Source organism: Rhodococcus sp. JVH1 (assembly GCF_000280725.2).
Classification (GTDB): Bacteria; Actinomycetota; Actinomycetes; order Mycobacteriales; family Mycobacteriaceae; genus Rhodococcus_F; species Rhodococcus_F jostii_A.
Genome location: NZ_CP166289.1, coordinates 1856348 through 1878936 on the forward strand (window position 1 = coordinate 1856348; position 22589 = coordinate 1878936).

The 22589-nt window shown below is 67.9% G+C and carries 23 protein-coding genes; 10 read left to right on the forward strand and 13 right to left on the reverse strand.

Annotated features, from left to right (window positions below; translation table 11 throughout):
• Positions 1-34: 34 nt before the first annotated feature.
• Positions 35-727, reverse strand: a complete 693-nt coding sequence (locus JVH1_RS08735; protein WP_009478789.1) for a TrmH family RNA methyltransferase — start codon at positions 725-727, stop codon at positions 35-37.
• A 4-nt stretch (positions 728-731) separates the two neighbouring features.
• A complete protein-coding gene (locus JVH1_RS08740; RefSeq protein ID WP_009478788.1) occupies positions 732-1328 on the reverse strand; it encodes a hypothetical protein in 597 nt (198 codons plus the stop codon).
• A gap of 114 nt (positions 1329-1442) precedes the next feature.
• Between JVH1_RS08740 and JVH1_RS08745 the strand changes: the two genes are divergently transcribed.
• Complete coding sequence (locus JVH1_RS08745; protein WP_009478787.1) at positions 1443-1889, forward strand: hypothetical protein; 447 nt, start codon at positions 1443-1445, stop codon at positions 1887-1889.
• Here the strand turns inward: JVH1_RS08745 and JVH1_RS08750 are convergent.
• Positions 1873-2601 (reverse strand): lysoplasmalogenase, encoded by a 729-nt coding sequence (locus JVH1_RS08750; RefSeq protein ID WP_009478786.1) that lies wholly within the window; start codon positions 2599-2601, stop codon positions 1873-1875. The two genes, JVH1_RS08745 and JVH1_RS08750, sit on opposite strands and share 17 nt — an antisense overlap.
• Positions 2602-2704: 103 nt before the next feature.
• On the opposite strand from JVH1_RS08750, the gene JVH1_RS08755 reads away from it, so the two are divergent.
• Positions 2705-3346 carry a ScbR family autoregulator-binding transcription factor gene (locus JVH1_RS08755; RefSeq protein WP_016883548.1) on the forward strand — a complete coding sequence of 214 codons (642 nt, stop codon included), beginning with the start codon at positions 2705-2707 and terminating at the stop codon, positions 3344-3346.
• 5 nt (positions 3347-3351) lie between these two features.
• Here the strand turns inward: JVH1_RS08755 and JVH1_RS08760 are convergent, their stop codons facing one another.
• A complete protein-coding gene (locus JVH1_RS08760; RefSeq protein WP_043781714.1) occupies positions 3352-3645 on the reverse strand; it encodes a hypothetical protein in 294 nt (97 codons plus the stop codon).
• Between the two features lie 245 nt (positions 3646-3890).
• Here JVH1_RS08760 and JVH1_RS08765 point away from each other — a divergent pair, with 245 nt between their 5' ends.
• Positions 3891-5159, forward strand: coding sequence for a benzoate/H(+) symporter BenE family transporter (locus tag JVH1_RS08765; RefSeq protein WP_009478783.1), 1269 nt, complete (start codon positions 3891-3893; stop codon positions 5157-5159).
• Positions 5160-5163: 4 nt separating this feature from the next.
• Here JVH1_RS08765 and JVH1_RS08770 read toward each other — a convergent pair whose 3' ends face one another.
• The gene (locus tag JVH1_RS08770) at positions 5164-5661 is read right to left on the reverse strand and encodes a DUF1992 domain-containing protein (RefSeq protein ID WP_043781712.1); all 498 of its coding nucleotides are present in this window, start codon (positions 5659-5661) and stop codon (positions 5164-5166) included.
• A gap of 130 nt (positions 5662-5791) precedes the next feature.
• On the opposite strand from JVH1_RS08770, the gene JVH1_RS08775 reads away from it, so the two are divergent.
• The 4 genes from JVH1_RS08775 (at position 5792) to JVH1_RS08790 (ending at position 9628) form a co-directional block, all read left to right on the forward strand.
• Complete coding sequence (locus tag JVH1_RS08775) at positions 5792-7339, forward strand: NAD(P)/FAD-dependent oxidoreductase (RefSeq protein ID WP_009478781.1); 1548 nt, start codon at positions 5792-5794, stop codon at positions 7337-7339.
• A complete protein-coding gene (locus tag JVH1_RS08780) occupies positions 7336-7791 on the forward strand; it encodes an SRPBCC family protein (protein WP_009478780.1) in 456 nt (151 codons plus the stop codon). The genes JVH1_RS08775 and JVH1_RS08780 overlap by 4 nt, the downstream gene beginning before the upstream one ends.
• A gap of 93 nt (positions 7792-7884) precedes the next feature.
• Positions 7885-8325: a MarR family winged helix-turn-helix transcriptional regulator gene (locus tag JVH1_RS08785; protein ID WP_009478779.1), complete on the forward strand. Its 441-nt coding sequence runs from the start codon at positions 7885-7887 to the stop codon at positions 8323-8325.
• A gap of 34 nt (positions 8326-8359) precedes the next feature.
• Positions 8360-9628: an MFS transporter gene (locus JVH1_RS08790; RefSeq protein ID WP_043781709.1), complete on the forward strand. Its 1269-nt coding sequence runs from the start codon at positions 8360-8362 to the stop codon at positions 9626-9628.
• Between the two features lie 57 nt (positions 9629-9685).
• On the opposite strand, the gene pyrE is transcribed toward JVH1_RS08790, so the two are convergent.
• The 6 genes from pyrE to JVH1_RS08820 all read right to left on the reverse strand — a co-directional run bounded on the left by pyrE (position 9686) and on the right by JVH1_RS08820 (position 16810).
• A complete protein-coding gene (pyrE, locus tag JVH1_RS08795) occupies positions 9686-10216 on the reverse strand; it encodes an orotate phosphoribosyltransferase (RefSeq protein WP_005238397.1) in 531 nt (176 codons plus the stop codon).
• Positions 10217-10236: 20 nt separating this feature from the next.
• On the reverse strand, positions 10237-11031 hold the full coding sequence (locus JVH1_RS08800) for an SDR family oxidoreductase (RefSeq protein ID WP_009478777.1): 795 nt from the start codon (positions 11029-11031) through the stop codon (positions 10237-10239).
• A 67-nt stretch (positions 11032-11098) separates the two neighbouring features.
• Entirely contained in the window at positions 11099-11878 is a 780-nt protein-coding gene (locus JVH1_RS08805; protein WP_009478776.1) for a hypothetical protein, read from the reverse strand.
• Between the two features lie 94 nt (positions 11879-11972).
• Complete coding sequence (locus JVH1_RS08810) at positions 11973-12908, reverse strand: DUF5666 domain-containing protein (RefSeq protein ID WP_009478775.1); 936 nt, start codon at positions 12906-12908, stop codon at positions 11973-11975.
• 143 nt (positions 12909-13051) lie between these two features.
• Positions 13052-15604 carry an ATP-dependent chaperone ClpB gene (gene clpB / locus JVH1_RS08815; RefSeq protein WP_009478774.1) on the reverse strand — a complete coding sequence of 851 codons (2553 nt, stop codon included), beginning with the start codon at positions 15602-15604 and terminating at the stop codon, positions 13052-13054.
• A 168-nt stretch (positions 15605-15772) separates the two neighbouring features.
• Positions 15773-16810 carry an alpha/beta hydrolase family protein gene (locus JVH1_RS08820; RefSeq protein WP_009478773.1) on the reverse strand — a complete coding sequence of 346 codons (1038 nt, stop codon included), beginning with the start codon at positions 16808-16810 and terminating at the stop codon, positions 15773-15775.
• A gap of 191 nt (positions 16811-17001) precedes the next feature.
• Between JVH1_RS08820 and JVH1_RS08825 the strand changes: the two genes are divergently transcribed.
• Together JVH1_RS08825 and JVH1_RS08830 are read left to right on the forward strand one after the other, a co-directional pair.
• Positions 17002-18222: a globin domain-containing protein gene (locus JVH1_RS08825; RefSeq protein WP_009478772.1), complete on the forward strand. Its 1221-nt coding sequence runs from the start codon at positions 17002-17004 to the stop codon at positions 18220-18222.
• 59 nt (positions 18223-18281) lie between these two features.
• A complete protein-coding gene (locus tag JVH1_RS08830; protein WP_009478771.1) occupies positions 18282-19034 on the forward strand; it encodes an FAD-binding oxidoreductase in 753 nt (250 codons plus the stop codon).
• A 9-nt stretch (positions 19035-19043) separates the two neighbouring features.
• On the opposite strand, the gene JVH1_RS08835 is transcribed toward JVH1_RS08830, so the two are convergent.
• Together JVH1_RS08835 and JVH1_RS08840 are read right to left on the reverse strand one after the other, a co-directional pair.
• Positions 19044-20210 (reverse strand): FAD-binding oxidoreductase, encoded by a 1167-nt coding sequence (locus JVH1_RS08835; protein ID WP_009478770.1) that lies wholly within the window; start codon positions 20208-20210, stop codon positions 19044-19046.
• A gap of 111 nt (positions 20211-20321) precedes the next feature.
• A complete protein-coding gene (locus JVH1_RS08840; RefSeq protein ID WP_009478769.1) occupies positions 20322-21899 on the reverse strand; it encodes an AMP-binding protein in 1578 nt (525 codons plus the stop codon).
• Positions 21900-22073: 174 nt separating this feature from the next.
• Between JVH1_RS08840 and JVH1_RS08845 the strand changes: the two genes are divergently transcribed.
• Positions 22074-22568 carry a CinA family protein gene (locus JVH1_RS08845; protein WP_009478768.1) on the forward strand — a complete coding sequence of 165 codons (495 nt, stop codon included), beginning with the start codon at positions 22074-22076 and terminating at the stop codon, positions 22566-22568.
• The last annotated feature ends 21 nt before the right edge of the window (positions 22569-22589 follow it).

Sequence of the window (22589 nt, forward strand, 5' to 3'; positions counted from 1 at the left end):
GAGAGTTGATCTTGCCTATTCGCCGGGGGTTCCGCTACCAGGCACGGTCGAGGTCGGCGTGCTGACGAACCCACGCATGCATGGCGATTCCTGCGGCTACGCCCGCGTTGATGCTGCGGGTGGAACCGAACTGGGCGATCGACACCGTCATCGCCGCAACCTTTTTCGCCTGGTCCGTGACTCCCGGCCCCTCCTGGCCGAACAGGAGCACGCAGTCACGGGGCAGACTCGCCGTCTCGAGCGGGACGGATCCGGGCGTGTTGTCGACGGCCACGATGGTGAGACCCCGCTCACGTGCGAACTCGACGAGGCCGTCGACGTCCGAGTGGTGGAGGACGTGCTGGTACCGATCGGTGACCATGGCCCCGCGCCGGTTCCAGCGTCGACGTCCCACGATGTGGACTGCGGCTGCGGCGAACGCGTTGGCGGTGCGCACCACCGTCCCGATGTTCGCGTCGTGGCCGAAGTTCTCGATGGCCACGTGCAGCGGGTGGCGGCGGCTGTCGATGTCCGCGACGATCGCTTCCCGTGTCCAGTACCGGTAGGCGTCGACCACGTTGCGGCGATCGCCGCCGGCCAGCAGTTCGGGGTCGTAGCGCGGGTCGGCGGGGACCGGGGTGTCGTGTTCCTCGGTCCACGGGCCCACGCCGTTCGGGTTGTCCCCCCATTCGGTCGGCCCCGCCTCGGCGTTTTCGACCTCGACCCGGCCGGTTTCGACTCCGCTCATGACGTCAGAACGTCTGGTTCGAATCGGGAGCGACGGTGAAACCGTGCGACGTCTCGTCGTTGGTGCACGTGACGGCCGTGGCCGTGGTGCTGCACGTGTAGCCGAGCTTGGTCAGTTTCGCCCCGGCGGGCAGGGCCGCGTCCGGTTCGTCGCCGCCCGACGTGTAGACGAGGCCACCCGCGCACATGAACGACGCCTCGCCGTCGTTCTCGACGCGGATGCCGTGACCCCAGTCGACCATGCAGTCGGCCGGGCGCGGCGGCACCGGGCTCGTCGACCCCTGACATCCGGCCTCGGTGCGGTTCGGCAGCTTGATGATGCCGCACTGGAACCCGCCGTCCGGGGACGTGAAGAAGTACGACTCGTTGTGCTCGTAGGGGACGTCGACGAGCGTCGTGGTCGGCGCTTCCGTCGTCGTGGGCGGCGGCGCAACGGTCGTGGTGGTGGTCGGCGGAACCGTGGTCGTGGTGGTGGTCACAGGAGCCGCGACAGTCGTCGTGGACGGCGGCGGAGCCACGGCGTCCGAGGACCCACCACATCCTGCGAGCATCATGGCCGAGCCAATGCTCAGACACACCAACGACACCCGACGCCACGCCATACGGCCACCTCCACACACGCTTACCTGCTGCCGACACTGCACTCTAACGGCAGTGCGGCGGTGGGGCCGCCTCGGCGACGCCGGGACGGGCTAACCTGGAGGTGGAGGCAATCGATGAATCATCAGCGCATCGTGCGGACGGTCTGCTTCGTCACGGTCGGCTACGTCATCGTCCTCGCCGTCTGGCTGGGATGGTTGATCGAGCACACCCCTCCGGCCACCATCCCGTACCAGATCATGGGATTGGTCGCCGCCTTCGGTTCGGCGCTGGGGTTCGGGATGATGGCGGCCGAACGGCCCAGCCGCGCCGACCGCCTACTCGAACGACACGGGCTCGAGGGCTGGGCGCGGATCGAGCACGCCACTCCGCTCAGCCGCACTCCCGACAACGGCGAGCTCACCGAATTGGATCTGCGGCTGACCGTGCCCGGTTCCGAGAGTTACGCCGGACGCGTCGTCTACGAGGTGCGGCGGGAGAACGCGACCCGCTTCGTTCCCGGCGAGACGATCACCATCCTCGTGGATCCGAAGGACCGGGACCACATCATGCTCTGCCCGTGACCCGGCGGCGCCCGAGCGTGAGCATCCCCTCGACGAGCAGCAACTGGGCCGCCGCGTAGCTGGCGAGGATCACGCCTTCCGCCACAGCCCTCCCCCGCTCACCCCGGATGAACAAGCGCCGCACCACGATCAGGCCGTCGGAGGCGGTGAACAGCATCCCGCCCACGCCGAGCCAGCTTCGACGGTCGGCTCCGGGCACGGCCACATTCGCGACGACGGCCGCGCCGGGCGCGAGGGACGGATCGGCCGACAGGGTCGACGTGGTGCCGAGCAGCGACCCGTACGCGGTCAGCGGCACGGCGACCTCCTTCGCCCGCCCGCGGAGCAGCGCCGCCGCGCCTGCCCAGCCGGCGAACCGGGGAAGCAGTGCGGGCGCGGTGGGCCGGGCGCCCCGGCGCAGCAACAACGCGGAATAGCCGACCTGCATGACGGCGAACGAGGACGCGCCACGCACCAGGCGGGCGTCGTCGTCGGGATCGATCATGAAGACGTCGCCCACGGTCGCGGCCGTGAGACCGGCGAGGAGGAGCGCGGCGTCGGCGGGGTCCGTGTCGGCGCGGCGCCGCAGCACGCGGGCGGCGAGCGCGGGCGCGATCAGTGGTTTCGCGACCTGCTGCCACCGTTCACGTCCGGTGACGGCCCCGACGACGGTGGCCAGTGTCGCACCGGCGAACACCGCGTGCTCGACACCCCAGTTGTTCTTCGACTTCACGTCTTCCTCCCACACTCGCGGACGTGCCGAGGTTACCGGCCCGAAGAGTGGTTGACTTGAGAGTGGACGCGACGGAGAATCCGCGATTGTGAGGGCACAGGTGATGGCAAAACAGGCGCGCGCGGCAGCCACCCGCCATCAGGTACTCGAGGGCGCGGCACTGAGCTTCGAGAAGCTCGGGTACGGCGGTGCCAGCCTGAGCGGGATCCTCTCCTATGCCGACGTGACGAAGGGCGCCTTGTACTTTCATTTCGAGTCCAAGGAAGCACTCGCCTGGGCCGTGATCAAGGAACAGCACGCCATGGCGATGCTGGCAGCGCAGCGAGTGCTCGCGACGGCGCAGTCACCGATGGAGGCGATCCTGTTGTGCGCCAAGGAGATGGCGCGCCAGCTGCTGACCGAACCCATCGTGCGCGCGGGGGTGCGACTCACCCTGGAACTCGGTACGTCCCGCGGCCCGGCCACAGATCCCTACATCGACTGGACCGACACCCTCGTCGCACTCGCGGGCAAGGCACGGGAGGCGGGTGAACTGCGCGCGAGCGTCGACCCCGCGGCACTCGCCCGGTTCCTGGTCAGTTCGTTCACCGGCATGCAGTTGGTGTCGGAGGCACTGACCGGACGTTCCGACCTGTACGAGCGACTGGCCGACATGTGGGCGCTGCTCCTGCCCTCGATCGCGTCGGAGGACATGCTGCCCCGCCTGCTCGAACTCGCGTCACTGCGAGACGACGTCGCGTCCTGACGGGCTCAGACCCCGCCGGGAGTGGGCTCGGGAGTGTCCGGCGCCGGATGTGGCAGATCGAGCGGGTGCGACTGCGTCGGCGTCGGCTGGACGACGGCGATCCGCGCGCCGTCCGGGATGGCATCGACCGAGCAGATCGTTCCGAAGATGCCGAGCCCGCCGAACAACGCGAGTAGGCCGTAGGCCAGGAACGTCGACGACCGTTCGACTACGCAACGTGGTTCACGCTGCGGTGCCACCGTGGCGCGCCGCGCGGACGCGGTGCGTCGCTCCCGGGGAATTCGGGTGAGTTCAGCCATGTGGCCCTTCTTCGCATGGTTCGTCGGTGCGGGTGGTGTCGAGTCGACACTTTCGAGTCTGTCGTGATGCCGCCCGAGTGTCGTGCACCCCAGGGATGGAATGCGCCCCACCCAGGGTTCAGCGGCCCGGCGTGGGGCTTCGGGACGCGGGTGGATATTATCCAGACCACAGCCAGGATGTACGCAGTGCGGATGGAATGACCGCTCTGCGTACATCCTGAGCATCGCCCGAGCAGGAAGGCCTCATGACGACCACCGAGGAACCGACTCGCAGCGACGACGTGCAGACGCGTCCCCCTCGCTTCGAACGACCGCCGTGGCCGCCCGCGGGCCCGCGCCGCCTGATCGGCGACCTCGGCGCCACCTACGCCGCCAACGGGCTGATCGGCCTGATCTTTTCCGCGACGGGGCCCGTGGCCGTGATCCTGGCCGCCGGCTCCGCGGGCGGACTGTCGCCCCAGCAGATGGCGTCGTGGATCTTCGGCGTCTTCTTCCTCAACGGCATCATGACCGCCCTCGCCAGCTGGCTGTACCGTCAGCCGCTCGCGTTCTTCTGGACGATCCCCGGCACGATCATCGTCGGCGGCTCGCTCACCCACCTGTCGTGGCCGGAGGTACTCGGCGCGTTTCTGGTGACCGGGCTACTGGTCCTCACCCTCGGACTGACCGGGCGGGTGCGTCAGGTCATGGCGATGCTCCCGATGCCGATCGTCATGGCCATGGTGGCCGGCGTCTTCCTGAAGTTCGGCACCGACCTGGTCCGTGCCGTGGGAACCGATGCGGCCGTGGCCGTTCCGATGGTCGTCGTCTTCGTCGTCCTGGCATCGCGCGCCGCGCTCGGCCGGTGGATGCCACCGATCCTCGGCGCACTGCTCGTCGGGGCAGCCGCGGTGGCGGTCACGGGCCGCTTCCACCCGACCGGCTCGGGTACACCCTGGATCGCGGCACCGATGTTCCAGGCTCCGCAGTTCACCTGGCAGGCGATCACCGAACTGGTCGTGCCGCTGGCGATCACGGTCATCGTCGTGCAGAACGGTCAGGGCGCGGCCGTGCTGACGTCCGCCGGCCACAAGCCGCCGATGAACGTCGGCACCGTCCTGTGCGGGGTCTGGTCCCTCGCCACCTCCGCTGTCGGAGCCGTCTCGACGTGCCTGACGGGTCCGACCAACGCCCTGCTGGTGGCGTCGGGGCAGCGCACCAGGCAGTACACGGCGGCCGTCGTCTGCGGGCTGCTCGCCATGGTCGTCGGCCTGTTCGCGCCGCTGTTCGTTCAGCTGATGCTGGCCACCCCGGTCGCGTTCGTCGCCACGCTCGGCGGGCTCGCGATGCTCCGGGCGCTGCAGGGTTCGTTCGTCGCCGCGTTCAGCTCCCGGCACACGCTCGGCGCTCTCGTGACCTTCCTCGTGACCGTGTCGAACGTGCAGTTCCTCAACATCGGGGCCGCATTCTGGGGGCTGATCGCCGGACTGCTCGTGTCCCGGGTGATGGAATCGGGGGATTTCCGGAAGGAGTGATCCGTCACCGTCCCCGCCGCCACCACCGCGTGCCTGTCCGGGGCGGATCCGGATCGGGTTCCGGCGACGCCGTCACCGGCGGCTTCGGCGACGGCCGGTTCTGCTGCCGCCAGGTCGCGACGACCTCGTTCGCATCGACCGGGCTCACCGGGATCCGCGGACCGGAGGGCGCCCGCAACCAGGCGACGATCTGCAGGTTGAGCTGGGCCACCACGTCCCGCACCGCCCGCTCGGACGGCAGACCGCGGATCGTGTCGGGCAACCGCTCGATCTCCTTCCGCAGCTGCAGCGGAGTGGGAAGCAGCGAGTCGGTGGGCAGATTCTCGCAGCGAAGGTAGTTCTTCACCCACCACAGTTCGTCGTCGACATCGCCCGCCGGAATCGGCTTGCCCGCGCCGGGGAGATCATCGAAGTCGCCGCGCTCCTGAGCCAACCGGATCTGCTTGTCGATCCAGCTCTCGAAGCTCACCCCGGGAGGTTTGCGCTCGGTCACGGAGGACATTCTTCCAGGACCCGTCCACCCGGGGTTACCGACGGCACTTGCCAAGACACATACTTCATTTTACTGTGACAATGCGTCTCAGATAACTGGACTGGTGACGACGGTTCCGCATCCACCCAGGGAAGAAGCCATGACAGCGACAACCACTCAGCACGCCGCCGCACCCGACGGCGGCGGAGACGAGCGGCACCTGCGCGTCGTCGTGGTCGGCGCCGGACTGTCCGGGATCGCCGCCGCGGTCAAGCTCGAACGCGCCGGCATCACGGACTTCGTCGTCCTGGAGAAGTCCGATCGCGTCGGGGGCGTGTGGCGGGAGAACACGTACCCCGGGTGCGGTGTCGACATCCCCGCCCCCGTGTACTCGTTCTCCTTCCACCCCAATCCGCGGTGGCGCAGCAACTTCGCCCTGCAGCCGGAGCTGCTGTCCTACATCGAGGACACCGTCGACACGTTCGGTCTGCAGTCCAGGATCTCGATGCAGACCGACGTTCGCGAAGCCGCATGGTCCGACGAGCGCCGACGCTGGATCCTCGACACCAGCCGCGGCACGATCGTCGCCCAGCACGTGATCTTCGCGGCGGGCCCCATCACCGAACCGAGCACGCCTGCCGTACCCGGAATCGACCGATTCGACGGCGACGTCTTCCACTCCGCCCGCTGGAACCACGACGTCGACCTCACCGGGAAGAGGGTCGCCGTCGTGGGCACCGGCGCGTCCGCGGTGCAGTTCATCCCCGAGATCCAGCCGGACGTCGAGGAGTTGTACGTCTTCCAGCGCACCCCGGCCTGGGTGGTGCCGCGCCTGGACTTTCCGTTCCCCCGAATCGCCCAGTGGGCGTTCGCGCGGGTGCCCGCAGTGCAGCGAGCGTTCCGGCGGCTCCTCGATGTCATCCTGCGGACACTCACTTTGGTGATGCGCCGCGAACGTACCGCCCGGCTCCTCAACCCCATCGGTACCCGGTGGCTGGCCAGGCAGGTACCGGACCCGGCACTTCGCGCGGCCCTGACACCGAACTTCACGCTCGGGTGCAAACGCCTCCTGCTGTCCAACACGTATCTTCCGGCGCTGACGAAAAGCAACGTCGAGCTGATTCCGCACGCCCTCGCCGAGGTCGACGGACGCGTGGTCGTCGGAGCCGACGGCACCCGCCGCGAGGTCGACGTCATCATCTTCGGCACCGGCTTCGACGTGAGCCATCCACCGATCGCGAGCCGGATCCGCGGCCGGGACGGAACGCTGCTGTCGGAGAAGTGGTCGAAGAGCCCCGAGGCCTACCTGGCCACCACGACGCCCGGCGCACCGAACGCGTACATCATGCTGGGCCCGAACATCTTGGTGTACAACTCGTTTCTCGGACTGGCCGAGACCCAGCTCGACTACGTGATCGACGGACTCACCAAGGCGGAGCGACAGGGCATCGAAGTGCTCGAAGTGCGCGATCAGCCGTTCCGCCGGTTCAACGACGCCGTGCAGAAGGGTCTGGAGCCCACCGTCTTCAACAACGGCGGTTGCAGTAGCTACTACCTCGACGCCGACGGCAGGAACTTCGCCGCGTGGCCCTGGTCCACCGGGTCCCTTCGCCGTCGCCTCGCCCGATTCGACCTCGAGAACTACGCCATCCGGCCATACCGGACAGAGCAGTCCCCCGCCCTCCACCCGTCAGGAAAGTCACGATGATCGAGATCCATCACACTGCCGTCGCCGGCGCACCGGTCGCGGCCGCGTTCGACTACGTGGACGACTATCGCCACGTCCCGTCCTGGATGTTCGGGATCACGAAGTTCGATCCGATCGGCGACCAGGACCGGGGCCTCGGCGCGGTCTACGACGCCGCGATGAAGGTCGGCCCCAAGACTCTCGACTCTGTGGTGAAGGTCACCGGGTGGGAACGCAATTCGGTGATCGAGCTCGAATCGATCGACGGCCTGTACACCCAGTCGCGGTGGCAGTTCGAGGCAATCGGCGAGACCGAGACCCGCCTGACGGTCGACTTCCGCTACGACCTGCCCGGTGGACTCGCGGGTAAGGCGCTCGGCAAGATCATCGAGCCGTTCGTCGCGCAGGCGATCCGCCATACCGACGCCACCCTGCGGCGTCAGGTCGAGCAGGGCGCGAAGCACTCGTCCTGAGCTTCGCGGCCCGCACTCGCCGAGGGGCGGATGCGGGCCGCGCAGCTCTTCGTCGGGTTTACATAGTTAGTTAGCCTATGTAATGTGTTTGCCATGGACGACGACACACGGCTGCAGAGCCTGCTCGTCGACCTGGTCACGAATTCTCACCGATTCACCAGGCTCGCGAGCTCCTTCGGATCCGAGGCTCACCCCCGGCCGTGGACACGTGCCCTCGCCCTACTCGACGACCAGGGCGAGATTCGGATCAGCGAGTTCGCCCGCATCGACCGATGCTCGCAACCGTCCGCCACCGCCCTCCTCCAGAAGCTGGCCGATCGCGGATACGTCGCCCGCCGACCCGATCCGGAGGACGCCCGGGCAGTCCGGGTGTCCATCACGGACCTGGGCCGTGAATGGCTGACCGTGGCCCGCAACGAGATCGCGGGTGCACTCGCCCCGCACTTCGCGGACCTCGAACCCGAGCAACTCGAACGACTGACGCAGGGCCTGTCGGAACTGCGCTCGATCGTCAAGTCGTCGGCGCGCGCCTGACCACCCACCCACACCCCGACGTACATCGAAGGAGGTGGCCGTGAGCACCACGACCGCAACCGTCACGAACAGCACATCCAGCGAGGCTCCACCGAGCCTCCTCCACCAGCCGAAGTCGGTGTGGGCAGTCGCCTTCGCCAGCGTCATCGCGTTCATGGGCATCGGGCTCGTCGACCCGATCCTCAAGCCGATCGGCGAACAACTCGACGCCACGCCGTCCCAGGTGTCACTGCTGTTCACCAGCTACATGCTGGTCACCGGTGTCGCGATGCTCATCACCGGCGTCGTGTCGAGCCGGATCGGCGCCAAGAAGACCCTCCTCACCGGACTCGCCGTCATCGTCGTGTTCGCCGCACTGGCAGGCAGCTCCGGCACCATCGGGCAGATCGTCGGTTTCCGCGCCGGCTGGGGACTGGGCAATGCCCTGTTCATCGCCACCGCGCTCGCCGCCATCGTCGGCGCGGCCAGCGGCGGCGTCGCCCGGGCCATCATCCTCTACGAGGCCGCGCTGGGCATCGGCATCGCCGTCGGCCCGCTGGTCGGTGGTGTCCTCGGCAACATCAGCTGGCGCGCACCGTTCTTCGGCGTCGCAGCCCTGATGGCAGTCGCGTTCATCCTCATCGTCGTGATGCTGCCGTCCGCGCCCAAACCGGAGCACCGCACGTCGATCGCCGCGCCGTTCCTCGCCCTGCGCCACCGCGGCCTGCTCACCGTCGCGATCACCGCACTGCTCTACAACTACGGCTTCTTCACGCTGCTCGCGTACACACCGTTCCCCCTCGACATGGGTACGTACTCGATCGGATTCATCTTCTTCGGGTGGGGCCTGGCGCTGGCCGTCGCGTCGGTGTTCCTCGCCCCGCGGCTGCAGCGGCGCTTCGGCACGCTGCCGATGATGATGCTGGCCCTCGCGCTGTTCGCCCTCGACCTCGCCATGATGGCCGCATTCACCGACAACAAGACCGTGCTCGTCGTCGGTGTCGTGCTCGCCGGGCTCTTCCTCGGTGTCAACAACACGCTCATCACCGAGACCGTCATGATCTCCGCACCTGTCGAGCGGTCGACGGCGTCCGCGGCGTACAGCTTCGTCCGCTTCGGCGGCGGCGCGGCCGCACCGTGGGTCGCGGGCAAGCTCGGTGAGAGCAACATCCACATGCCGTTCTGGGTCGGCGCCGTGTGCACCGCCGCCGCGATCATCGTGCTCGCGACCGGACGCAAGGTCCTCGCCCACGTCGACGAGCACGATCCCGAACCGCACAGCGTCGAGGAAGCACTGGCCGTCACGGTCGCCGACGCCGACTGACCACCCCACGTGAGTGGCGAAGCGTGCCTCGGCACACTTCGCCACTCATGTGTGCGGTCAGAGATTCAGGTCGGGGAGACCCAGGAGCGAACGGTACTCGAGACCCTCGGCCGCGATCACCTCGTCGGCACCGGTAGCGCGATCGACGACGGTCGCGACACCGACGACGATCGCCCCGACGTCGCGCAACGCCTTCACCGCGGTGAGCGGAGAGTTGCCCGTGGTCGTGGTGTCCTCGACGACGAGGACACGCTTGCCGACGACGTCCGGCCCCTCGATCTGCCGCTGCATGCCGTGCGCCTTCGCGGCCTTGCGCACCACGAACGAATCGATCGGCCTGCCCGGGGCGTGCATCACGGCCATCGCCACCGGGTCGGCACCCATCGTCAGTCCGCCGACGGCGTCGAAATCCCAGTCCGCCACCAGTTCACGCAGCAACTTCCCGATCAGCGGGCCCGCCTCGTGATGCAGCGTGGCGCGGCGAAGGTCCACGTAGTAGTCGGCTTCCTTGCCCGAAGACAACGTCACCTTGCCGTGCACAACAGCCAGCTCACGCACCAACGCGGCCAGATCCTCGCGATCACTCATGCCCGAAACCCTACCCACCTCTACGTGCGGGCACGCCCCCGGCCGAACACGTTGGTCAACCTTCGGACCAGACTCTTCGGGACGAGGCGACCGGCAGTCGTCAGCACCTTGTACTGGAGACCGGGAATGCTCACGACCTTGCCGTCCTCGAGGTCGGCCAGCGACGCCGCGACCACCTGGTCGACGCTCAGCCACATCGGCTTCGGAATCGAACTCATCTCGATGCCCGCGCGCTCGTGGAACTCGGTGCGAATGAACCCCGGGCACAGCGCCTGGATCCGCACACCCGTGCCGCCCAGCCCGTTCGCCAATCCCTCGGAGAACGAAATCACGTACGCCTTGCTCGCCGAATAGGTCGATCCCCGCCCGGACAGCAGGCCGGCGACGCTCGCCACGTTGATGACGGTGCCGTTCGCCGACGCGATCATCGTGGGCAGCGCCGCGCGGGTCAGCTGCATGACGGCGGTGACGTTCACGTCCAGCTGGGACTGCAACAGCTCCGGCGTCGCCGTCCAGAATTCGCCCGACGTGCCGAATCCCGCATTGTTGACCAGCACCTCGACACCCTTCCCGAGGCGCTGCGCCACTTCCTCGCGCCCGGACGCCGTGGCCAGATCGGCCTGCAGGATCTCGGACTCGGTGTCGAACAACGCCTTCATCTCGTCGGCGAGGGCCTGCAAGCGGGATTCGTCACGCGCGACGAGCACGAGGTCGTAACCGAGAGACGCGAACTTCCTCGCGAAACCGGCACCGAGCCCCGACGTCGGGCCGGTGACGAGGGCAACGGGTCGGGCGGAACTGGGGGGCGTCGACATACCGGTGACGGTAGCAAGGCGCTGCGCGCCTGTGCGCGGTTAACGAGTCCCAGGACTCGTCAGGCACTCACGGGCGCGGAGCGCCGGGGGCCGGCGGGCGGGGAGTGCCGGGGGCCTGCTGACGGGGAGCGCCGGGGGCCGGCGGGCGGGGAGACGCCGGACGCGCGGGACGCGCCTCGGCGGGAGCGCCTTCCCGCAGTCGCGGCCGGCTCGGGTCGTGGTGGCCACGGTCGAGTCCCCGCGGTTCGGTGATCGGGGGCAGGACGTGCAGGATGCCGGACAGCCGGGCGACGGCCTCGATGGCCGAATCCCACTCGCGTCCGCTGCTGCCGATGGGCAGCGAACCGAGGGTCCACTCGCCCTCGCTCCACAGCATGTTCACGTGCGGCGGCACCGACTCGGTGAACGCCACCATGCGCTGATCACAGACCCTGCGGGCGATTTCGAGGTCGGTGGCGAACACGACCCGCGGTCCGATGGCACCGAGGAGTTCGAGATCCGAGTCCTTCGGCGGCGGGGTCGACTTGAGGCGCAGGTCGATGTCGACGTCTGAGCCCACACGGCGGCGCACGGCGACGATGGTCGCGGTCTCCTCGAGGTCGAACAGAATGAACGACTCGCCCCGGCGTTCGCCCTTCACCACATCGATGGCGCTGAGGTACTCCTGCTTGGCCAGCGCGGCGCGATGGAACTGGCCGGGCAGCTTCTCTTCGACGTTGTCGTATGTGTAGCCCTGGGCCTTGGCCCAGATCTGCCGCACCCGACCTGTCTGATCACGACGCGAGCGATCGAAATAGAGCAGCGCGCACGCGCCTGCGAGTGCGATCAACGCCAGTACGAACCACATTCCCGTCATCGGTGATCAGCCTAGCGAGTCGACGCCGTTACGAGGCGAAGCGGTACCCGGACACCCCGTGTCGGTTTTGCCCGGACCCATCGTCTCAGTTACCGCCGAGCTTCGGCAGCTCGGTGCTGATGATCGTCTCGGCCATCATCGTGCCGTTCTCGACCTTCGTTCCCTGCACCATCACGGTGAACCCGGGCTTCAGATCGGCGACCGTGGTGCCGTCGAGTGCGATCACGTTGGTCTGCGCGTTGGTCTGAACCGTCAACCGGGAACCGCCGAGGGCGTCCAGGGTGAGTGTGGAGCCGTCGTTGGCGCTGATCGTTCCGAACGCGGCGCCCGCAGCGCCGATGGCCTCGCCGATTCCGCCGGGAAGTTGATCGAGCGGCGACTCCGACGTGGTCGACGGCGGCGGTGTCGTCTTCGGCGGCGCTGTCGTGGCGGGCGGACGGGACGTGGTCGGGCCTGCGGCCGTGGTGCTCGAGGAGTTGTTGGGCGCGGACGTGACGAGGGCGACACCGAAACCGATGACGGCGATCAACAGCAGTGCGGCTGCCGTGGCGGCGATCCAGGTGCCGATCCGCCGGGGCTTCTTCTCCTCGGGATTCTCCGCGACCGGCGCCTGGTACTGCGAGCCCGGGTACTGGGGGTTCGGGTACTGCCCCGTCGGATACTCGCCCTGGTACTGCTGGGCGTCGTACGGCGGGTACGCCTGCGTGGCGTTCGGCGGCGGAGCCTGCGGGTCGTACCGCGGATCGTAGGTCGGGTAGGCCTGGGTGGGATTGGGCTGGTTCTGCCCGTACGCCGCGGTCGGATCGGACGTGTAGAACTGCTCGGTCGGCCTGCCTGCGTCACCCAGGTGCTCGGTGCGCTGCTCAGCCGATCCGAGGTGCTCGGTCGGCTGGTCCTGTCGCGACCATGCCTGGGTGGGGTCCTCGTCACCAGCCCTCGACGCGGAATCGTCGGGGGTCCACGACTCCGTTCCGTCGTACGCACGTTCCTGTGGGGTGCGCGGGTCGTCGGGGTTCGTCATGATCGGCCCCTCCCTCGGGTTCGTCTGGCCGGTGTGCTGCGGTTACGGACGGTCCAGGGTAACGGCGAAACTTAAGACGTCGCTGTGAAAACACAGGTGAGTGGCACGGCGTGCGGGAGCACACCGCGCCACTCACCTACGGATCAGCCGAGGACGAGCGCGTCCCCGGTCTCGGACACCTTCACGGGGACGGTGTCGCCGTCCTTGACGTCACCGGCGAGCAGCAGCTTCGCCAGCTGGTCGCCGATCGCCTGCTGGATCAGCCGGCGCAGCGGCCTGGCCCCGTACATGGGGTCGTAGCCGCGGACCGCCAGCCAGAAGCGGGCCGAGTCGGATACATCCAGCGTCAGCCGCCGCGCCGCGAGCCGGCGGGACAGCTGGTCGAGCTGGATGTCGACGATGGACTCGAGCTGCTCTTCCGTGAGCGACTCGAAGATCACGACGTCGTCGAGCCGGTTGATGAACTCCGGCTTGAACGCGTGCCGCACCGCATCCATCACCTGCTCCCGCGATCCACCCGCACCGAGGTTGGACGTGAGGATCAGGATGGTGTTGCGGAAGTCGACGGTGCGTCCCTGACCGTCCGTCAGCCGGCCTTCGTCGAGGACGGCCAGCAGGATGTCGAACACGTCTGGGTGCGCCTTCTCCACCTCGTCGAACAGCACCACCGTGTACGGACGCCGTCGCACGGCCTCGGTGAGCTGGCCGCCCGCCTCGTACCCGACGTATCCGGGCGGGGCGCCGACGAGCCGGGCCACCGAATGCTTCTCGCTGTACTCGGACATGTCGATGCGGACCATGGCGCGCTCGTCGTCGAACAGGAAGTCGGCGAGGGATTTCGCGAGTTCAGTCTTGCCGACGCCGGTGGGCCCGAGGAACAGGAACGAACCGGTGGGCCGGTTGGGGTCGGCGACTCCGGCGCGGGCGCGGCGAACCGCATCCGATACGGCGACGACGGCCTCTTCCTGGCCGACGACCCGCTTGCCGAGTTCGGATTCCATCCGCAGCAGCTTGGCGGTCTCGCCCTCCATCATGCGGCCGGCCGGGATGCCGGTCCATGCCGCGACCACGTCTGCGACGTCGTCGGGACCCACTTCCTCCTTGAGCATGACGTCGCCGTCGGCGGCGGCGCCGGACTCGCGGGCCGCCTGCTCGAGTTCCTTCTCGAGCTGCGGGATGCGGCCGTACCGCAGCTCCGCGGCCCGGCCGAGGTCGCCGTCGCGTTCGGCGCGTTCCTCCTCGCCGCGCAGCGTCTCGAGCTGCTCCTTGACCCCGCGCACGGAGTCGATGGCTTGCTTCTCGTTCTGCCAGCGGGTGGTCAGCTGGTTGAGCTTCTCGCGTTCGTCGGCCAGTTCCTGCCGCAGCTTTTCGAGCCGGTCCTTCGACGCCGCGTCGGATTCCTTCTGCAGCGCCATCTCCTCGATCTCGAGCCGGCGGACGATGCGTTCGACGGTGTCGATCTCCTCGGGTCGCGAGTCGATCTCCATCCGCAGCCGGGACGCGGCCTCGTCGACGAGGTCGATCGCCTTGTCCGGCAGGAACCGGGACGTGATGTAGCGGTCGCTGAGCGTGGCGGCGGCGACGAGCGCGGAGTCGGTGATGCGCACACCGTGGTGCACCTCGTACCGCTCCTTGAGCCCGCGCAGGATGCCGACGGTGTCCTCGACGGAGGGTTCACCCACCAGCACCTGCTGGAAGCGACGTTCGAGGGCGGCGTCCTTCTCGATGTACTTGCGGTACTCCTCGAGCGTGGTCGCGCCGACGAGCCGCAGCTCACCTCGGGCGAGCATCGGCTTGATCATGTTGCCCGCGTCCATCGCGGACTCACCGGTGGCACCCGCACCGACGATGGTGTGGAGCTCGTCGATGAACGTGATGACCTGACCGGCCGAGTTCTTGATGTCGTCGAGGACGGCCTTGAGTCGCTCCTCGAACTCGCCGCGGTACTTGGCGCCCGCCACCATCGATCCGAGGTCGAGGGAGATCACGGACTTGCCGCGCAGCGATTCGGGAACGTCGCCTGCGACGATGCGCTGGGCGAGTCCCTCGACGATGGCGGTCTTGCCGACACCGGGTTCGCCGATCAGCACCGGGTTGTTCTTGGTCCGGCGGCTGAGTACCTGCACGACGCGGCGGATCTCGTTGTCGCGGCCGATCACCGGGTCGAGCTTGCCGTTGCGGGCCAGCGCGGTGAGGTCGGTGGAGTACTTCTCGAGCGCCTGGTACGTCCCTTCCGGATCCGGGCTGGTGACGCGCGCACTGCCGCGGACCGTAGTGAACGCATCACGCAGCGCCTCGGGGGTGGCGCCGTGCCGCTTCAGCAGTCCGGCCACGTCCGACTCACCCGAGGCGAGACCGACCATCAGGTGTTCCGTCGACACGTACTCGTCGTCGAGTTCGGTGGCGAGGTGCTGTGCTGCGGTGAGTGCGGCGAGGGCCTCGCGGCCGAGCTGCGGTGTGGTCGTGGCGCCCGTCGTCTTGGGCAGCCGGTCGACGAGATCCTGCCCTTCACGATGGACCACGGTGGGATCGACGCCGACCGCCTTGAGTAGCGGGGCGGCGATGCCGTCGGTCTGGTCGAGCAGGGCCACGAGCAGGTGCGCGGGCCTGATGTCGGGATTACCGGCCGACGACGCCGACTGGAGCGCAGCGGTCATCGCGGCCTGGGTCTTGGTGGTCGGATTGAACGAGTCCACTGTTCACCTCTTCTGGCGTTGTAGAGCGGTCCGCCGCCTGCGGCCGAGTGGCACGTGGCGACGCTGTCATCTTTTTAACGCGCGAAGGGTTGAGTCTGTTCCGCTCAACTTTGAAAATTTTCCGCTACACCCATTCTGTCGCCCCGCGACGCTTCGCGGGGCGGGATGTCAGGCCCCGATCGCGGCCGCCATCGTCGGCCAGGACGCGGACAGGTCGTCGCGCCAGTACCCCCACGAGTGTGTTCCGACCGGCCGGAGGTCGACCGTGGCCGGAATGTCCAGGGCGCGGAGTTTCTCCGCCAGCCGCATCGTGCAGTCGTTGGTGACGGCCTCGATGACACCACCGACCACGACCTGCGTCGCGAGGTTGCGGCGGTCGCCGCCGACGGTCCGGGCGTCGAGAGTGTCGTACGGTCCCGGCAGCCCGCTGCCGTTGGAGATGTAGAGGGTGGTCCCCCGGAGCTTCTCCGCGTTGACGTACGGATCGTTCGCGGCCCACAGCGGATCGTTGGCCGCACCCCACATGTTCTCGGGGTTGCCGCCGAAGTCCGACACCGTGATCTCGACGAACCGGCGCGCCACCGGGTCGCTCGTCATCGCGCACCCGCTGTACGCCCCGACGCTCTGATACAGCCCGGGCTTGGAGATCGCGAGGTTGAGGACGCTGGTGGCCGACATGGACAGCCCGGCGATGGCGTTCTTCCCGGTCGTCTCGAGCGCCGAGTCGACGATGGGCGGCAGTTCCTTCGTCAGGAACGTCTGCCACTTGTTCCGCCCGAGCTCGGGATCGTCCTGCTTCCAGTCCGCGTAGTAACTGGACTGGCCACCGAACGGGATGACCACGTTGACGTCCTTGTCTGAGAAGAACTTCTCGATGTCCGCCTTCTGCTCCCAGCCGAACTGCTCGGAGTTCCCCTCGACGCCGCCGAGCATGTAGACGGTGGGACGCTTCTCCGACGCGGCCCGGATGACCCGGACGGTGATGTCCTTGTCCATGGCGGTCGAGTGGACGGTGAAGCTCATCTGCGATTCACCCACCGGGGTGACTTCGATCAACCGCGAACCGTCGGGCGCCTCGTCGGCCGAGATCGACTCGATCGTCGTCCGTGGTTCCGCCGAGACGACGCTTCCGCCGCTGATCACCGTCAACATCACGGCCGCCACGACGGCGGCGGCGGTCCGGCGAACCCGGACCGAACCGGCCACCCCCGGACGAAACCGACCCCGATCCCGCACACAGCCAACTCTCATGGGCCCCCCTCGGTAACGCCGCCTGTTTACTGGATGCATCGTGCCTTGCCGGTGGTCACAGCTCAATGGCGACCCACCGAAATACCGGGGGCGAACGCCCAACCGGCCGTTGCCGTAACCCCGGGTCCGCGCGCGGGACGGCTAGAATGCGGGTGTTCGAATCAGCAGGCACGGAGGCAGGGGACGGCTTGACACGAGATTGCCTCGATCCGCTCGTGATTTCGCGTCTGCGCGCCAGCTTTTCGTCGATCGTGTCCACCGAACACGGACGCAACCGGCTCACCACCACGTTCTACGCCACCCTGTTCGCCGAACACCCCGAATTCCGCGCGCTCTTCCCTGCTGCGCTGGATCAGCAGGGCCACCGCCTGTTCCAGGCACTGCAGTTCGTCATCGACAACCTCGACGACGAGGGCCGGGTCCTCGGTTTCCTGAGCCAGCTCGGCCGCGACCACCGCAAGTACGGCGTCGAGGGCAGGCACTACTTCGCGTCGGGCAATGCGCTGCTGGTCTCCGTGCAGAGCTCCTTCACCCAGGCCATCTGGACACCCTCGCTGACCGCGGCCTGGACGGAACTGCTCGACCTCCTCCTCCACACGATGGCCGACGCCGCGGACAACGACGACCTGCCCGCCGCGTGGGGCGCCACCGTGGTCGATCACGAACGCCGCCTCGACGACCTCGCGATCGTCCGTCTCGAGACCGACTCCCCCATCCCCTACGGTGCGGGCCAGTACCTCAGCGTCCAGATCCCGCAACGGCCCCGGATGTGGCGGTATCTGTCGGCGGCCATCCCCGCCAATCCGTACGGTCAGCTCGAGTTCCACGTGCGCCGCGTGTCGGGTGGGTGGGTGAGCCCCGCCATCGTGAACGAGACGCAGGTGGGCGACCGCTGGCTGCTCAGCTCCCCGCTCGGTGGCCTCGAGGTCGACCGCGACAGCGGGCAGGACGTCCTGATGATCGGTTCGGGGACGGGCATCGCGCCGCTGCGCGCCCAGGTGATGGAAATGGCGATGCGGTCGAACAATCCGCGGGTCCACATGTTCGTGGGCGGCAAGTACCCGTGCGATCTGTACGACATCGAGACCCTGTGGCATCTGTCGCTGAGCAATCCGTGGCTGACCGTGGTTCCCGTGTCGGAGGAGGACGAGGACCCGTGGTGGCACACGATTCCCGCTCCGGAGGCGCCGCCGGGATTGCATCAACGACTCCAGGGGCAGCTCGGCCGCGTCGTCGCCCGGTTCGGGTCGTGGGCGGACCGGCAGATCCAGATCTCCGGTTCGCCGGCGATGATCAAGACCACCGTGTACGCGTTGCAGGGCGGCGGTACACCGCCCGAACTGATCCGGCACGACCCCCTGATCTAGTTCCGCAGCCGTCCCCGCCCATCCGCCATCCGGTTCGACCGTCGGGAGAGCATCACGCCATGCAAGCCACGCAGACCACCTGGACCAGCACCGTCGTCGAGCATCACCGTCTGCGGCACGACCTCGCCGTGATCCGCCTCGTCGGTGATTACGTCCCGTTCGTGCCGGGGCAGTACGTGGACGTGAGCGTGCCCCAGAACCCGCGGCTGCTGCGCAGACTCTCCCCCGCTCTGCCGCCGTCGTTGGACGGCAAGCTCGAATTCCACGTCCGGACGGTTCCCGGCGGCTGGGTCAGCGGCGACATCGTCACGGAGACCTCGCCCGGCGACCAGTGGCAGATCCTCGAGCCGCGCGGCACGATGTCCGTCGACGAGGACGGGCCGGACGTCATCATGATCGCCGGCGGCACCGGCCTGGCCCCGTTCCGGTCGATCCTGCTGGACCTGTCGCGCAGGCCGAATCCGCCGCGGGTGTTCCTGTTCACGGGCGATCGGACGCCGCGCGATCTCTACGCGTCGGACATGCTCTACCTGCTGCTGCAGGATCTGCCGTGGCTCACCGTCATTCCGGTGGTGGAGAACGTCGTGAATCCGGACTGGACCGACGAATGGTACGAGCGCACCAGAGTGGACGTGGGGTTCACCGAGGACGATCTCATCGAGGGCTCACTGCCCGACGTCGTGACGTCCTACGGCGCGTTCACCGAGCACCAGGTGCTGGTGTGCGGTTCGGCGGCGATGGTCCGCGCCACCCTCGACCGTCTCCGCGACACCGGGACGCCCACGGCGAACATTCAGTTCGACCCCTACTGAGCCTTCGGGTCAGTAGGACGGATCGTGCCGGATGTTTTCCGGCGGAGTGCCCGCCGCGTGCAGCCGGAACTTGGTGGTGTTGATCATCGCGTCGGAGCCGACGAGCTGGATGTCGCGCTCGGCCCACGTCCCGAAGTCGGCGACGACCTGCCCCACTTTGCCGGTCAGCCGGCGGTGCATGCCGGGCAACGCGGCGCTGCTCGGGCCGGTGTACCACCACGGGTCCTCGTCCTCCTCGGTGACCGGGACGACGGTCAGCCACGGATTCTGCTCCGCGAGTGCCCACAGGGTGCCCAGGTCGTAGAGGTCGCAGGGGTACCGGCCGGCGAAGAAGAGGTGGACGCGGCGGTCCTGGCCGCGTTGCGACATCTGGAGGATCTGCGCGCGCAGCGGGGCGATGCCCGTCCCCGATCCGATCATGAGGATGTCGCGACTGTTGCCGTAGCGGACTCCCAGGTCGCCGAGCGGGGATCCGATCGCCCACCGCTCACCCACGAGGGTCTGGCTGACGATGGCGGGGCTGACCCAACCGCCCGACACCCGTCGGACGTGGAACTCGATGATGCCCTGGTCGTTGGCGGGGTTCGCCGGTGACAGGTACCGCCACATCCGGGGACGCGACGGCACCTGCACGCTCACGTACTGGCCGGCGGTGTAGGTCATCGGCTCGTCGAGTTGCAGGCGGACGATCGACACGTCCTTGCGGACCTGAAGGTGCTCGATCACGGTCGCGCCCCACGCCGGCGGGCCGCTCTCGGCGTTGGCCGCATCCATCATGGTGGCGGCGACGACGGCGAGGACGTCGCGCCACGCCTGCTCGAGTTCGTCGGTCCACGGCTCGGTCGAGGGGAACTGCTCGACCGCGGCGATCAGGGAGTTGCCGACGGCGACGTAGTGCGCGTCCTCGATTCCGTACTTGCGGTGGTCGCGGCCGAGCTGGGCGAGGTAGGCGAGGATCTGCCCGGATTCCTCCTCGAGCCGTTCGATCACGTACTGGACGGCGGAGATCAACCGGTCGCGCTGCGCGTCCATGGCCGCGGGGAAGAAGTCCCGGGCGTCGGGATACCGCGCGAACAGCAGGGCATAGAAGGACCGCGACAGAGTCTGAGGCCCGTCCGGCACCGCCGCGATAGCCTTGAAACTCGACCGGACCAGCGATATTGCCTGTGAATCCACCGCGCATCCTCGTCACCGACCGAACGCGGCCCCGCCGCGAAGTACTTGGGCAGACTATAGGCGCGGGCGCCACGCCGCAGACCAGGTCCCTTGTTTCCTGTCCTGGTCGTGCTATCCGACCGCTCGGTCTGCACTTTCCCAGTACCGGGAGCGCAGCGCCTTCTTGTCCAGTTTTCCGAGCGGGGTCAGCGGCAGCGCGTCGACGAAGTCGATCGATTTGGGGGCGTGCACCGATCCCTTCGCGGCCCGTACCCGTTCGACGAGTTCGGCGGCATCGACCGTCTGCCCGGCCCGTAACACGACGCACGCCTTGACGGCCTCGCCCCACTTCTCGTCCGGAACGCCGACCACCGCGACCGAGCCGACGGCGGGATGCGCCGAGATGACGTCCTCGATCTCCCTGGGGAACACGTTGAATCCGCCGGTGACGATCATGTCCTTCTTGCGGTCGACGATCGTCATGAATCCGTCTTTGTCCCTGCGCGCGACGTCGCCCGTGTGCAGCCAGCCACCGCGGAACGCCTCGGCGGTCTCGTCGGGCTTCTTCCAGTACCCCTTCATGACCAGCGGGCCGCGGACGCAGATCTCGCCGAGCTCACCCTGCGGGACCTCGTTCAGGTCGTCGTCGAGCAGGGCGACGTTCAGCCAGGGCACGGGACGCCCGCACGTCGCGAGCCGGCTGGGATCGTCCGCGAGGTGCTCTTCCTTCCGCAGCACCGCGATGGTCATTCCGCATTCGGTCTGGCCGTAGAACTGGAAGAAGATCTGGCCGAACTTCTCGATGCCCTCCTTCAACCGGGCCGGCGACATCGCCGAGGCGCCGTAGAACAGCGTCTGCAGGCTGGACACGTCCCGCTTCGGCAGGTCGGGGTGATCCATCAGCAGGTAGATCATGGTGGGGACGAGCATCGTGGCCGAGATCTTGTGCTTCTCGATCGCCTCGAGGACGGCACCGGGCTCGAACGCGGGCAGCACGATCAGCGCGCCACCACGCAGCAGGGTCGGGATGAAGAACGCGGCGCCGGCGTGCGACAGCGGCGTGCAGATGAGGAAACGCGGTTCGTCGGGCCACTGCCATTCGGCCATCTGGATCTGATTGAGCGTCGCGCCGGACTGGTACGAGCCGACGACGCCCTTGGGCTTGCCGGTGGTGCCGCCGGTGTAGACCATGCTGCTGTTGTCGTCGGCCGCCACGTCCGCCGCCCGCAGGCGTTGCGGAGTGAACGTGTCGGCGAGCGCGAGAATGTCGGTGCCCACTTCGGACGGCCCCAACGACAACACGTTCTCGATCGACGGCGACTGCGCCACCAGTTCGGCGGCGCGCTCCTCGAAGGCGGTGGGATCGAAGATCAACGTCTGGATCTCGGCGTCGCCGACGATGTACAGATGGTCGTCGAGCGAGCCCATCGGGTTCAGCGCGCTGGCGCGGCATCCGGAGATCATGGTGGCGCCCATGCTGATGAGCACTTCGGGCCTGTTCTTGGACAGCATGGCGGTGCTCGTGCCCTTACCGATTCCGAGCGAAGCCAGTGCCTGCGCAAAGCAACTGATCTGATCGCGCATCTCACCGCCGGTGAGGACGACGTCGCCGAGGTAGAGCGCAGGCTTGTCGGAGTTGCGTTCCAGTGCAGTGATGAGGAGGTCTGCAGCGAAGGCGGGTCGATGCAGATCTGCGAACTCGTCGGTCATCTGTAATCCTTCTACTCCCGCGACGCCGAGGCGCGTGGTCCGGCGGCCTGGATTTTCTGTGTCCTGGGTCACCGACACCCTAACCGGAAACCGGCAAAACTGAAACCTGTTCCACCTAGCTCGCGGGTGCCGACGGCAACTCCGCGCCGGAACACGTCCGATAACGTGAGGTCCATGAGTCCGCAGCACCGAATCGCAGAACGGATCTCGACCGCTGCGCAGAGCGCGCACGTCTTCCTCGCAACGGCGGAATCGCTCACCGGCGGGCAGATCTCGTGCATTCTCGGCGCGGCGCCCGCCTCCTCCGACTGGTATCGGGGCAGCGTGGTCGCGTATTCCAGCGAAGTGAAGCACCGGGTGCTGAAGGTGCCGGACGGTCCCGTCGTCAGCGAGGCCAGTGCCCGCGCGATGGCCGGAGCGGTCGCCGAACTGCTCGGAGCCGACATCGCCGTCGCGGTGACCGGTGCGGGCGGCCCCGACCCTCAGGACGGGCAACCGCCGGGGACCGTCTGGTTCGGACTCTTCGCTCACGGCCGCATCGACACCGAGATGCACCGATTCGACGGTGAACCGCAGGACGTCGTGACCGCAACGACCGACCGTGCCCTGGAACTGCTCGAGCAGGCGTTGGTCTCCGCGCCCGGTCGAGTTCCTCCCCCGCTCGCATAGATCTCCGAGAGTCGGGTATTC

Excerpts from the sequence above, each read along its gene's own strand:
- JVH1_RS08735 (WP_009478789.1), bottom strand. The coding sequence starts at position 727 with ATGAGCGGAGTCGAAACCGGCCGGGTCGAGGTCGAAAACGCCGAGGCG.
- JVH1_RS08740 (WP_009478788.1), bottom strand. The coding sequence starts at position 1,328 with ATGGCGTGGCGTCGGGTGTCGTTGGTGTGTCTGAGCATTGGCTCGGCC.
- JVH1_RS08745 (WP_009478787.1), top strand. The coding sequence starts at position 1,443 with ATGAATCATCAGCGCATCGTGCGGACGGTCTGCTTCGTCACGGTCGGC.
- JVH1_RS08755 (WP_016883548.1), top strand. The coding sequence starts at position 2,705 with ATGGCAAAACAGGCGCGCGCGGCAGCCACCCGCCATCAGGTACTCGAG.
- JVH1_RS08760 (WP_043781714.1), bottom strand. The coding sequence starts at position 3,645 with ATGGCTGAACTCACCCGAATTCCCCGGGAGCGACGCACCGCGTCCGCG.
- JVH1_RS08765 (WP_009478783.1), top strand. The coding sequence starts at position 3,891 with ATGACGACCACCGAGGAACCGACTCGCAGCGACGACGTGCAGACGCGT.
- JVH1_RS08770 (WP_043781712.1), bottom strand. The coding sequence starts at position 5,661 with ATGTCCTCCGTGACCGAGCGCAAACCTCCCGGGGTGAGCTTCGAGAGC.
- JVH1_RS08775 (WP_009478781.1), top strand. The coding sequence starts at position 5,792 with ATGACAGCGACAACCACTCAGCACGCCGCCGCACCCGACGGCGGCGGA.
- JVH1_RS08780 (WP_009478780.1), top strand. The coding sequence starts at position 7,336 with ATGATCGAGATCCATCACACTGCCGTCGCCGGCGCACCGGTCGCGGCC.
- JVH1_RS08785 (WP_009478779.1), top strand. The coding sequence starts at position 7,885 with ATGGACGACGACACACGGCTGCAGAGCCTGCTCGTCGACCTGGTCACG.
- pyrE (WP_005238397.1), bottom strand. The coding sequence starts at position 10,216 with ATGAGTGATCGCGAGGATCTGGCCGCGTTGGTGCGTGAGCTGGCTGTT.
- JVH1_RS08800 (WP_009478777.1), bottom strand. The coding sequence starts at position 11,031 with ATGTCGACGCCCCCCAGTTCCGCCCGACCCGTTGCCCTCGTCACCGGC.
- JVH1_RS08805 (WP_009478776.1), bottom strand. The coding sequence starts at position 11,878 with ATGTGGTTCGTACTGGCGTTGATCGCACTCGCAGGCGCGTGCGCGCTG.
- JVH1_RS08810 (WP_009478775.1), bottom strand. The coding sequence starts at position 12,908 with ATGACGAACCCCGACGACCCGCGCACCCCACAGGAACGTGCGTACGAC.
- JVH1_RS08825 (WP_009478772.1), top strand. The coding sequence starts at position 17,002 with ATGCGGGTGTTCGAATCAGCAGGCACGGAGGCAGGGGACGGCTTGACA.
- JVH1_RS08830 (WP_009478771.1), top strand. The coding sequence starts at position 18,282 with ATGCAAGCCACGCAGACCACCTGGACCAGCACCGTCGTCGAGCATCAC.
- JVH1_RS08840 (WP_009478769.1), bottom strand. The coding sequence starts at position 21,899 with ATGACCGACGAGTTCGCAGATCTGCATCGACCCGCCTTCGCTGCAGAC.
- JVH1_RS08845 (WP_009478768.1), top strand. The coding sequence starts at position 22,074 with ATGAGTCCGCAGCACCGAATCGCAGAACGGATCTCGACCGCTGCGCAG.